General features: G+C 65.3%; 12 protein-coding genes. All 12 read right to left on the minus strand.

The window, feature by feature from the left end:
• Positions 1-3: 3 nt before the first annotated feature.
• The 12 genes from fabZ to rpsB all read right to left on the minus strand — a co-directional run bounded on the left by fabZ (position 4) and on the right by rpsB (position 11,662).
• Positions 4-453, minus strand: coding sequence for a 3-hydroxyacyl-ACP dehydratase FabZ (fabZ, locus tag KGA65_RS13550; RefSeq protein WP_026096745.1), 450 nt, complete (start codon positions 451-453; stop codon positions 4-6).
• Positions 450-1,502, minus strand: a complete 1,053-nt coding sequence (gene lpxD / locus KGA65_RS13555; RefSeq protein WP_225863660.1) for a UDP-3-O-(3-hydroxymyristoyl)glucosamine N-acyltransferase — start codon at positions 1,500-1,502, stop codon at positions 450-452. Before lpxD ends, fabZ begins: the two co-directional genes overlap by 4 nt.
• A gap of 16 nt (positions 1,503-1,518) precedes the next feature.
• A complete protein-coding gene (locus tag KGA65_RS13560; RefSeq protein ID WP_225863661.1) occupies positions 1,519-2,025 on the minus strand; it encodes an OmpH/Skp family outer membrane protein in 507 nt (168 codons plus the stop codon).
• Positions 2,025-4,334: an outer membrane protein assembly factor BamA gene (gene bamA, locus KGA65_RS13565; protein WP_225863662.1), complete on the minus strand. Its 2,310-nt coding sequence runs from the start codon at positions 4,332-4,334 to the stop codon at positions 2,025-2,027. The genes KGA65_RS13560 and bamA overlap by 1 nt, the downstream gene beginning before the upstream one ends.
• A 14-nt stretch (positions 4,335-4,348) precedes the next feature.
• The gene (gene rseP, locus KGA65_RS13570; RefSeq protein ID WP_225863663.1) at positions 4,349-5,713 is read right to left on the minus strand and encodes an RIP metalloprotease RseP; all 1,365 of its coding nucleotides are present in this window, start codon (positions 5,711-5,713) and stop codon (positions 4,349-4,351) included.
• A gap of 3 nt (positions 5,714-5,716) precedes the next feature.
• Positions 5,717-6,910, minus strand: coding sequence for a 1-deoxy-D-xylulose-5-phosphate reductoisomerase (ispC, locus tag KGA65_RS13575; protein ID WP_225863664.1), 1,194 nt, complete (start codon positions 6,908-6,910; stop codon positions 5,717-5,719).
• An 11-nt stretch (positions 6,911-6,921) separates the two neighbouring features.
• Positions 6,922-7,758, minus strand: coding sequence for a phosphatidate cytidylyltransferase (locus KGA65_RS13580; protein ID WP_225863665.1), 837 nt, complete (start codon positions 7,756-7,758; stop codon positions 6,922-6,924).
• Between the two features lie 10 nt (positions 7,759-7,768).
• Positions 7,769-8,509 carry an undecaprenyl pyrophosphate synthase gene (gene uppS, locus KGA65_RS13585; RefSeq protein WP_225863666.1) on the minus strand — a complete coding sequence of 247 codons (741 nt, stop codon included), beginning with the start codon at positions 8,507-8,509 and terminating at the stop codon, positions 7,769-7,771.
• A 17-nt stretch (positions 8,510-8,526) separates the two neighbouring features.
• A complete protein-coding gene (frr, locus tag KGA65_RS13590; RefSeq protein WP_225863667.1) occupies positions 8,527-9,087 on the minus strand; it encodes a ribosome recycling factor in 561 nt (186 codons plus the stop codon).
• Positions 9,088-9,110: 23 nt separating this feature from the next.
• Positions 9,111-9,821, minus strand: coding sequence for a UMP kinase (gene pyrH / locus KGA65_RS13595; protein WP_225863668.1), 711 nt, complete (start codon positions 9,819-9,821; stop codon positions 9,111-9,113).
• 82 nt (positions 9,822-9,903) lie between these two features.
• A complete protein-coding gene (gene tsf, locus KGA65_RS13600; protein ID WP_225863669.1) occupies positions 9,904-10,794 on the minus strand; it encodes a translation elongation factor Ts in 891 nt (296 codons plus the stop codon).
• A gap of 118 nt (positions 10,795-10,912) precedes the next feature.
• A complete protein-coding gene (rpsB, locus tag KGA65_RS13605; protein WP_225863670.1) occupies positions 10,913-11,662 on the minus strand; it encodes a 30S ribosomal protein S2 in 750 nt (249 codons plus the stop codon).
• Between the last annotated feature and the right edge of the window lie 68 nt (positions 11,663-11,730).

An 11,730-nucleotide genomic window follows, 5' to 3' on the forward strand; every position in this document is an offset into this window, starting at 1 on the left:
TGCTCAGGTGATATTGCGCACCGCGCACATCAGCGAGGCTTCCGCGGCGAGTTCCTCACCCACCAGCGCACGGGCGCTGTACTTGTAGATGCCCGCCTTGGCACGCTCGATGGTCGCCTCCAGGATCAGCTGATCGCCCGGCTCCACCGGCCGCTTGAAACGCGCGCCGTCGATGCCGGCGAAGTAAACCACCGTGTCCTCGCCTGGATACTGGTCCACCGAAGCGAAGGACAGCAGCGCAGCGGCCTGGGCCATGGCTTCCAGGATCAGCACCCCCGGCATGACCGGACGATGCGGAAAATGCCCCGTGAAAAAGGGCTCGTTGATCGTGACGTTCTTGATCGCCCGCACGCGCACGTTCTTTTCCAGCTCCAGTACCCGGTCCACCAGCAGGAAAGGGTAGCGGTGCGGCAGGCGCTTGAGGATGTCGTGGATGTCCATTGTGCTTGTCATGGTGTGAGCTTCTTCTCGAGCGCGCGCACGCGGCTGCGCAGGGTGTGCAACTGGCGCAGCGTGGCTGCGTTCTTTTCCCAGTTGCTGTTTTCATCAATGGGGAAAAAGCCGGTGTAATGCCCCGGCTTCATCAGGGAGGCCATGACCAAGCTGCCGGCGGTGACATGCACATCGTCTGCGATCTGCAAATGCCCGCTGATCATCGCCGCGCCACCAAAGGTGCAACGCGCGCCGATGCGGGCGCTGCCGGCCACGCCCACGCAGCCGGCCATGGCCGTGTGGTCACCGATCTGCACGTTGTGGGCGATCTGAATCAGGTTGTCCAGCTTGACGTCGTTGCCCAGCACGGTGTCGTCCAGCGCACCGCGGTCCACGCAGGTGCAGGCCCCGATGTCCACATCGTCACCGATGCGCACGATGCCCATCTGCTCAATTTTCTGCCAGCCCGCAGGGGATGGAGCAAAGCCAAAGCCATCGGAGCCGACCACGGCGCCACTCTGCAACTTGCCGCGCTGGCCAATCAGGCAGCCTTCGCCGAACATCGCCCGCGGCGCAAAGACCGTGAAGGCCCCCACCTGGGCGCGCGCGCCCACATGGCATTGGGCGCCGATCACCACACCCTCGCCGATCACCGCCCCGTCGCCGATGAAGGCCAGCGGCCCGACCGACGCGGAGGGATGGATCTGCACCCCTTCGCCGATCACCGCCGACGGATGAACGCCGGCCACCGGAGCCGGGCGGAAGCGTTTGGCCCACCAGCCGGTCAAACGGGCATGGTAGAGGTAGGGATCGGCCGTCACGATGACGGCGCCCCGGGCGGCGGCCTCGTCACGCCACTCGGGGCGGACGATCACACAGGCCGCCTCGGTGGTCTGCAGCAGGGGCTTCAGCTTGGCCTGGGCCAGAAAGCTGATGCTGGCGGCATCGGCAGCCTCCAGCGAGGCCAGACGGCAGATGGCAGTCGCGCCATCGCCAATGAGTTCGCCGCCCAGATCCTGAACAATGTCAGCCAAGCGGACCGGAGCGGCCACGCCCGGCAGAGAGTTCATGGTAGGACGGCCTTTCTCACTTGCCAGCGTTCAGAGCGTCGATCACCTTCTTGGTGATGTCCACGCGCGGGCTGGCAAACACCACCTCCTGCAGGATCACATCGTACTTTTCCTGCTCGAAGATCTGCTTGATGACCTTGCTCGCACGTTCGGTCACCGCGGCCAATTCTTCGTTCTTGCGCTGATTGAGGTCTTCCATCAGCTCACGGCGCTTGCGTTCGAAGTCGCGTTGTTGCTCGGTCAGGTCGCGCTGCCGGCGGGTGCGCTCGCTCTCGGAGAGGGTCGGCGCTTCCTTGTCGAGCTTGTCCATGTCGGCACGCAGCTTGGTGCCGGTGTCGTTGATCTCGGACTCCCGCTTCTTGAACTCGGCTTCCAGACGCGCCTGAGCCGCCTTGGCCGGAACTGCCTCACGCAGCACCCGCTCGGCATTCACGTAGCCAATCTTCAACTCCTGAGCCGATGCACCGACGGCCAGGGACAGGGCCGCACAGGCCAGCACAGATTTCACAAGCGAGGTCATCATTAAAAGGATGTTCCGATCTGAAACTGGAATCGTTGGATTTTATCGCTGCTGAAGGCACGCACCGGAATGCCGTAGCTCATCTTCAGCGGCCCCACCGGCGAAATCCAGCTGAGGCCGAAACCGGCGGACACGCGCAGGTCATCCAGATGCGCCGTCTCCGACACGCCCCAGACATTGCCGGTATCGGCAAAGGCAAAGATACGCAGGCTCTTGTCGTTGCCGGTTCCCGGCACCGGGAAATACAACTCCGCATTGGCGTTGAATTTCTTGTTGCCACCGATGTAGGCCCCCGTCACGTCGGTCGTGCCAAAGGAGTTCTGCTCGAACACGCGCACCGATCCCAGGCCACCACCGTAGTAGTTCTTGAAGACCGGATAGGAACGGCCACTCAAACCCGTGCCCACGCCCAGCTCGGCGTTCAGCCCCAGCGTCAGGCGCGGGAAGTACGGCACACCCAGGTATTGCTGGATCTGGCCGTTCATCCGCGCATAGCGCACATCGCCCACCAGACTGAAGTCGATGTTGACGCGTTGGTAGCGCCCACGGGTGGGCGTCATCGGGTTGTCACGCTCTTCACGCGCCCAGCCGATGGTGAACGGCATGTCCCAGCTGTGGGTGCCGAATTCATCGGCAAACTTGGTGTAGCTCAGCGGCAAGCCCTTGGACGTGCCGATGATGGTGGCTTCCGCCCCGACGCCGAAATACACCGTGTCGACTTCGGTGAACGGCACCCCAAAACGGATCGACACCCCCGGGGTGGCCAGATCGTAGGAACTGCCCCGGCTGTTGTACGGCTTGGACTGTCGGTAGTAGACGTCGATCGCACGCGACACGCCATCGTCGGTGAAGTAAGGGTCGACGGTGCTGACCGCCAGCGACCGGCTGGACTTGGCCGTGTTCACCCCGAAGGACAGCGAATTGCCCGAACCGAAGATGTTGTCCTTGCTGATCGAGGCCGACAACGACAGGCGATCCGCGCTGGAATAACCCGCAGACAGGTTCAGGCTGCCGGTGGGCTTTTCCTTCACGTTCAGCGTCAGGTCCACCTGGTCGGGCGCGCCGGGCACCTCGTTGGTGTCGAAGTTCACATCCTCGAAATAACCCAGCCGCTCCACCCGGTCCCGCGAGAGCTTGATGCGGTTGCCGTCGTACCAGGCCGATTCGAACTGACGGAATTCGCGTCGAATCACCTCGTCCCGGGTGATGGTGTTGCCCGCGATGTTGATGCGACGGACATTCACCCGCACCCCCGGCGTGGCACGCAGCACGACCACCACCTGCCCGGTCTTGCGGTCCAGCTCCGGCTGAGGCTCCACCTTGGCAAAGGCATAGCCGTAGGCGGCATAGAGGTCGGTGAAGCGCCGCACCGTGGCGGTGACGTCATCCCCACGATAGGGTTCGCCGGGCTTGATCGACACGCGTGACTTGAACTCGTCGTCCTTGCCCAGGAAACTGCCCTCCAGCCGGACACCCGCCACCGTGTAGGGCAGCCCTTCATCGATCGTGATGCCGATGTCGATGTCCTGCTTGTTCGGCGAGATCGTCACCTGGGTCGACTTGACCTCGAACTCGAGATAACCCCGGTTCAGGTAGTAGGAGCGGATTTTCTCCAGGTCGGCGTTCAGCTTGGTCCGGGCGTACCGATCGGACTTGGTGTACCAGGTCAGCCAACCGCTGGTGGTCAGGTCCATCAGACCCAGCAGGGTCGATTCATCGAAAGCATGCGCACCCTGGATGTGGATGTCGTGGATCTTGGCCACGCCGCCTTCCACCACATTGAAGGTCACATCCACCCGGTTGCGCTCGATCGGCGTCGCGGTGGTCACCACCTGCGCACCGTAATAGCTGCGCGACAGGTACTGCCGCTTGATCTCCTGTTCGGCCCGGTCGATGACCGCCTTGTCGTAAGGCTGCCCCTCGCTGATGCCGTTGTCCTTGAGGGCCTTGACCAAGGTGTCCTTGTCGAACTCCTTCAAGCCGCTGAAGTTCACCGTGGCGATGAAGGCCCGTTCCTGGACCACGACCACCACGACGCGGCCATCCAGTTCGATGCGCACGTCCTTGAACAAGCCCGTCGCGAACAAGGCCCGCAGGGCCGCAGCGGCCTTGTCGTCGGTGTAGCTGTCGCCCACCCGGAAAGGCAGGGCCGCAAACACACTGCCTGGATCACTGCGCTGCAGCCCTTCCACACGGATGTCAGCGATGTCGAAAGGCTCGACCGCGAGCGCCTGGGGGGCATGCGCGACAGTCAACAAAGCCACGCAAGCGGGAACCGGCCGCAGCCAGCGCTCAAGAGGGGAAGATCGCATCGGAAGGATTGTCACTACAGGCCCAGCAAGCGGGCCACATCGTTGGATAGGGCAATGGACATCAGCAGCAGCAGCACGATGGCACCGCCGCGTTGCAGCCAAGCCTGCCATTGGTCCGGGACCGGACGGCCGGTCACCCCCTCGAACACGTAATATAGCAGGTGACCACCGTCGAGCATGGGCAGGGGCAGCAGGTTCAGAACCCCCAGACTGACGCTGATCATCGCCAGAAAGCCCAGGTAATAGGCCAGCCCCAGCTGGATGGACTGGCCCGCGTAATCGGCAATCGTCAGCGGGCCACTGAGCTGGCGCAGCGAGGCCTGCCCCACCACCATCCGCCCCAGCATCCGAAGGCTGGTCCATGCCGTGTCCCAGGTCTGCTGCAGCCCCTGCTGCAGACCTTCCACCGGCCCCAGGCGCACCAGCACCGTCGCAGGCGGTTGCCCCACATAGGCGTCGATGCGGCCAATGGGGCCGGTGCCTTTCTCATCGACCTGCCTCGGCTGCACCGCCAGCGTGCGCCGCTGCCCGCCGCGCTCGATCTGCCACTGCATCACGGTGCTTTCGCGCGCGCCGGCCAGGCGGATCTGCTCACGCAGAAACTGGGCGTCGACCACCGTCCGGCCATCGATGACCAGCACCCGATCTCCCGCCTGCAGGCCGGCCCGCGCCGCCGGTCCGCCCGGCTGGACCTCGCCCAGCACCGGCTCGCTGTAGGCGCTGCCCACGCCGATCCGGCGGATCAGCTGGGCATCCAGCTCGGTGCCGGCCAGGTTCTGCAGCGGCAATTGCGCCACGCGGCGATGCCCCCCGTCCCGGTCGCTGAGCTCCAGCGCCACCGGTTGCCCCTCCAGCACACCTTGGGTGACGGCGCGGCGCACGTCCGTCAGGGACCGCACCGGCTGCCAGCCGGCCTCGCCCACGCTGTAAGACTGGACGCGCTCTCCCGCCTGGATGCCGGCTTGCGCCGCCAGGCTGTCTGCGGGCGGCGAGGCCAGCACCGGCACGGCCTCCCAGGTGCCCCACCAGGACGCCCCGGCGTACAGCGCCACGGCGAGCACGAGGTTGGCCACCGGGCCGGCCGCCACGATCGCCACCCGACGCCGCAAGGGCTGGCGATCAAACGCCTGCGCCGCCTCCGCTTCGGCCACCGGCCCCTCGCGGCTGTCGAGCATGCGCACATAACCCCCGAGCGGCAGCAGCGAGATCGTGAACTCAACCCCGTCCGCCGAGGAACGCCGCCAGAGCACCCGTCCGAAACCGATGGAGAAGCGCAGTACCTTGACCCCAGCCCAACGCGCCACCCGGTAGTGGCCGTACTCGTGCACGACGATGAGCACGCCCAGCGTCAACAGGAAGGCCAGCGGGGTGATGAGCATGGGTCAGTGGAGCTGCGCGATGACGTTGCAGGCCGCGCGGCGGGCTTGCCCGTCCAGTTCGATCAGGGCTTCCACCGGCACGTCCAGGGACAGACTCAGGCGAGGCACCTCAAGTTCCAGGGTGCGCGCCACCACCCCATGGATGTCGGTGAAGCGAATCTGCCGGGCCAGGAAGGCCGCCACCGCTTCTTCATTGGCCGCATTGAGCACGGCCGTGCTGCCATGCGGCCCCGCCAGAGCCTCCCAGGCCAGGAACAGGCCCGGGAAACGGGCACGCTCCGGGGCCTCAAAGGTGAGCGACTTCAGGGCCAGCAAGTCCAGGGCCGACGCCCCTGACGCGATGCGCTCCGGGAAGGACAGGCCATAGGCGATCGGCACCCGCATGTCCGGCGTGCCCAGCTGGGCCAGCACCGACTGGTCGCGGCAGACCACCATCGAGTGGATGATGCTCTGTGGATGGATCACCACCTGCACCTGCTCAGGCTGCAGGTCGAACAGCCACTTGGCCTCGATCACCTCCAGCGCCTTGTTCATCATGGTGGCCGAATCGACCGAGATCTTGCGGCCCATCACCCAGTTGGGATGGGCACAGGCCTGGTCCGGGGTCACATCCCGCAGGCTGGCCGGCTCGCGCTGGCGGAAGGGGCCGCCCGACGCCGTCAGCACGATGTGGTCGACGCGTTGCGCCCAGGCACTGCGGTCTTCGGGCAGGCACTGGAAGATGGCCGAATGCTCGCTGTCGATCGGCAGCAACTGGGCCCCGCCCTCGCGCACCGCGGCGATGAACTGCGCCCCCCCCACCACCAGTGCCTCCTTGTTGGCCAACAACAGCCGTTTGCCCGAGCGCGCCGCGGCCATGCAGGACGGCAGACCGGCGGCGCCGACGATGGCCGCCATCACGCTGTCCACCTCCGGGTGCGCCGCCAGGTCCACCAGCGCCTGTGGGCCCGCCAGCACCTCGGTGCGCAGGCCCTCGGCCCGGATCTGCTGCTGCAGGCGCTGGGCCGACGCGGCATCGCTCATGGCCGCCCAGCGCGGCCTCCACTGCCGACATTGCGCCAGCAACTCATCCACGCGCGTGTGGGCCGTCAGCGCGACGACCTCATACCGCGCCGGGTGGCGGGCCACCACGTCCAAGGTGCTGGTGCCGATCGAACCGGTCGACCCCAGGATGCACAGCCGCTGCCGTGTCGTCATGATCTTCATCCTCACAGGCTGGCCAGGGCCATCACGGCCGGCAGCACGGGCAACAGGGCATCCACACGGTCCAGCACCCCACCGTGGCCCGGCAACAGGCCACTCGAATCCTTCATGCCTGCCGCCCGCTTGGCCAGCGACTCCAGCAGGTCCCCCATGATCCCCAGGGCGACCAACGCGGCCAGCGCCAGGACGGCCCCGACGCTCCCCAGGGACTGCCACAGGCGGTCGAACAGACTGCTGCCCGCCCAGCCCTGCCAACGCTCAATGCCCACCCAGGCCAGCGCCAGCAGGCCCACGCCGACCGCGCCGGTGAGAGCGCCTTCCCAGGTCTTGCCCGGGCTGATGGTGACGGCCAACTTGTGGCGCCCCCAGGTCTTGCCGCCGAAATAGGCCGCGATGTCCGACATCCAGACCAGGCACAAGGCGGACAGCAGAAAGTTCAAGCCTTGGGAGCGCGCCGCGCTGAAGGCCAACCAGGCCGCCGCCAGCACCACCACACCGATGAGCCAGCGGGCCGTGCGCGGCAGATGCGGCCAAGCCTCTGGCCCACTGCGCAGCCCCACGCTGCCCCCCAGCGCCCAGCAGATCGTGGCCGCCCACCAGACCACGGCCGGCGCCTGCTGGGCCCAGCCAGCCCAGGCCCCCAAGCCGCACAATGCCACCACCCCCCCCCCGGTGGCCCAGGCTTGGACGCCATGCCAGCCGTTCAGGCGGGCCCATTCCCAACCACCCGCGCCCAGCAGGGCCAGGGTCAGCAGTGCAAAGGGCCAGGGGCTGTCCGCCACCAGGGCAGGCAGCAGCAGCGCCAGCAGGACCAGCGCCGTGATGATTCGTTGGATCAGCATGTCAGGCCGTTCAGGCGGAAGGTCCCGACGCCGCGCCGGTCTTCACGCCGCCAAAGCGGCGGTCCCGGCGCGCATAGTCGGCAAAGGCCTGATCGAGCTCATGCTCGTCGAAATCGGGCCACAGACAGTCGGTGAAGTACAACTCGGCATACGCCAGCTGCCAGAGCAGGAAGTTGCTGATGCGGACTTCCCCGCCGGTGCGGATGAACAGGTCTGGATCGGGCGCATAGGACAGCGCCATGTAGCGCGACAAGGCCTCTTCAGACAGGGCCTCAGGCGCCACGCCGTCCGCCAGGGCGCGCTGGCAGGCCTGGACGATGTCCCAGCGTCCACCGTAGTTGAAAGCCACCGTCACATGCAGGCCAGTGTTATGACGGGTGTGCTCTTCTGCCTCGTGCCAGGCTTGGCGCACGCGCTCGGACACCTTGCTGCGGTCACCCGCCACATGGATGCGCACGCCCCGCGAGGCCAGCTTGGCCAGGTACTTGGAGATCCCGACCAGCACCAGGTTCATCAACCCGGACACCTCATCCTCGGGCCGCTTCCAGTTTTCAGACGAGAAGGCGTACACGGTGAGGTACTCGACCCCGCGCTTCTGGCAGTGGTCGATCACCCGGACCACCGTCTCCATGCCGTACTTGTGGCCGAAGATGCGGGGCATGAAACGCTTGCGCGCCCACCGCCCATTCCCATCCATCACGATGGCCACGTGCCGCGGCACACCGGCAGCCTCCGGTGAAGCAAGCGCCATGGAGGTGCTCATCCCGATCAGACGGCCAGGATGTCGGCTTCCTTCGACTGCACCGTCTTGTCGATCTCGGCAATGGTGCGGTCGGTCAGCTTTTGGACGTCATCCTGGGCACGGCGCTCGTCGTCCTCGGTGATCGCCTTGTCCTTGAGCAGCTTCTTCAGGTGTTCGTTGGCATCGCGACGCAGGTTGCGCACGGCCACCTTGGCATCCTCGCCCTCACCGCGGGCCAGCTTGGTGAGTTCCTTGCGGCGCTCCTCGGTCAGGGCCGGCATCGGCACCCGGATCAGGTCGCCTTGCGAGGCCGGGTTCAGGCCCAGATCGGATTCGCGAATCGCCTTCTCGATCTTCGCCCCCATGCCCTTTTCCCAGGGCTGTACGCTGATCGTGCGGGCGTCCAGCAGGCTCAGGTTGGCCACTTGGCTCAGCGGCACCATCGAGCCGTAGTACTCGACATGCACCTGATCCAGGATACCCGGGTGAGCCCGGCCGGTCCGGATCTTTTGCAGTTCGTTCTTCAGCGCTTCGACCGACTTGGCCATCTTGGTCTCGGCGGTCTTCTTGATGTCAGCAATGGTCATGATCGTTCGCGTTCAGAAGAGACTCAGACGTGCACCAGCGTGCCCTCGTCCTCACCCAGCACCACTCGCTTGAGGGCACCGGGCTTGAAGATGGAAAAGACCTTGATCGGCAGCTTCTGGTCACGGCACAGCGCAAAGGCGGTGGCGTCGAGCACCTGCAGGTTCTTGGAGATGGCCTCGTCGAAGCTGATCTGGCTGTAGCGGGTGGCCGAGGGATCTTTCTTCGGATCGGCGGTGTACACACCATCCACCTTGGTGGCCTTCAACACCACCTGGGCGCCAATCTCTGCCCCCCGCAGCGCCGCCGCGGTGTCGGTGGTGAAGAAGGGGTTGCCGGTACCCGCGGCGAAGATCACCACCTTGCCCTCTTCCAGGTACTGCAGCGCCTTGGGCCGCACATAGGGCTCCACCACCTGCTCGATCGAGATGGCAGACATCACGCGGGCGGTCATGCCTTCCTGGCGCATCGTGTCGGCCAGGGCCAGCGAGTTCATCACCGTGGCCAGCATGCCCATGTAGTCGGCGGTGGCACGGTCCATGCCCACCGAGCCGCCGGCCACACCACGGAAGATGTTGCCGCCGCCAATCACCACGGCCACTTCGCAGCCCATGTCCGTCACTTCCTGCACTTCCTTGACCATCCGGACGATGGTCGCGCGGTTGATGCCATAGGCATCGTCCCCCATCAGGGCTTCACCGGAGAGTTTGAGCAGGATGCGCTTGTAGGCTGGCATGGATTCCTCAGGGCGTGGATCTCGTGAATCGGGAAGGACACGCGACGCGCCTCAAGGCGAGGCCGCCGCGCGCCGGGTCGGCTTACTGACCCTTGGCAGCGGCCACCTGGGCAGCCACTTCGGCGGCGAAGTCGTCCGTCTTCTTCTCGATGCCTTCGCCCACCACGTACAGGGTGAAGCCCTTCACCAAGGTCTCGGCGGCCTTGAGCATCTGCTCGACGGTCTGCTTGTCGTTCTTCACGAAGGGCTGGTTGAACAGCGAGACTTCCTTCAGGAACTTCTGCACCGAACCCTCGACCATCTTGGCCACGATCTCGGCCGGCTTGCCCGATTCGGCCGCCTTCTCGGCAGCGATCTTGCGTTCCTTCTCGATCAGATCGCTCGGCACGTCAGCCGACGACAGGGCCACCGGCTTCATCGCGGCCACATGCATGGCCACGTCCTTGGCGGCGGTGTCGTCACCGGTGTACTCGACCATCACGCCGATGCGGGTGCCGTGCAGGTAGTTGGCCAGCTTGCCGCCTTCGGCCCAGCGCTGGAAGCGACGGATCGACATGTTCTCGCCGATCTTGCCGATCAGGCCCTTGCGCACGTCTTCCACGGTCGGGCCGAAGCTGTCCTGCGACAGCGGCAGGGCCGACAGCGCGGCCACATCGGCCGGGTTGTGCTTGGCCACCAGTTCGGCACAGGACTTCGCGAACGCCAGGAAGGAATCGTTCTTCGAGACGAAGTCGGTTTCGCAGTTGATCTCGACCATCGCGCCGACATCGCCGTCCACCGCGGCGGCCACCACGCCTTCGGCCGTCACGCGCGAAGCGGCCTTGCCGGCCTTGTTGCCCAGCTTGACGCGCAGGATTTCCTCGGCACGGCCCAGGTCGCCTTCAGCCTCGGTCAGGGCCTTCTTGCACTCCATCATCGGGGCATCGGTCTTGGCGCGCAGTTCGGCAACCATGCTTGCGGTAATAGCAGCCATGTTTCTTTCTCCGTAAGAGGTGGTTCGACGAACCACCCGAGGTTCAATCAGAAATCGTTTCGGGGGTATGAAAAAGGGGCTGTAGCAGCCCCTTGGTCATTGGCGCGATGCGCCCTGCTCAGGCTTCTTCGCTGACTTCGACGAATTCGTCACCGTCGGCCGCCACGGCCTGCACCAGTTCGGTGGCCGCGTTGGCCTTGCCTTCCAGCACGGCGTCAGCCATCGCCTTGGCGTACAGCGCCACCGCCTTGGCCGAGTCATCGTTGCCGGGGATCACATAGTCCACGCCATCGGGCGAGTGGTTGGTATCCACCACGCCGACCACCGGGATGCCCAGCTTCTGGGCTTCGGCCACGGCAATCTTGTGGAAGCCCACGTCGATCACGAAGATGGCGTCCGGCAGCGCGCCCATGTCCTGGATGCCGCCGATGTCCTTTTCCAGCTTGGCCAGCTCGCGGTCGAACAGCAGCGCTTCCTTCTTGATGCGCATTTCGGCGCCAGAGTCCTTCTGGGCCTGCATGTCCTTGAGCTTCTTCAGCGAGCCCTTGACCGTCTTGAAGTTGGTCAGCATGCCGCCCAGCCAACGCTGGTCGACGTAGGGCATGCCACAGCGGGCAGCTTCCAGGGCCACCACGTCACGCGCCTGACGCTTGGTGCCCACGAACAGGATGGTGCCGCGCTTGGCCGACAGTTGACGGACAAACTTCAGGGCTTCCTCGAACTTCGGCAGCGTCTTTTCGAGGTTGATGATGTGGATCTTGTTGCGATGCCCATAGATGAACGGGGCCATCTTCGGGTTCCAGAAGCGGGTTTGGTGGCCGAAGTGGACACCAGCTTCCAGCATTTCGCGCATAGAAACGGAGGACATGGAAAACTCCAAAGGTTGAATCTAGAAGACCGGCCTTGATCACGCCCCCGCGAGCTTCTCAGCGGAGG

Source organism: Ideonella benzenivorans, from assembly GCF_020387415.1.
GTDB classification, from domain to species: domain Bacteria; phylum Pseudomonadota; class Gammaproteobacteria; order Burkholderiales; family Burkholderiaceae_C; genus Ideonella; species Ideonella benzenivorans.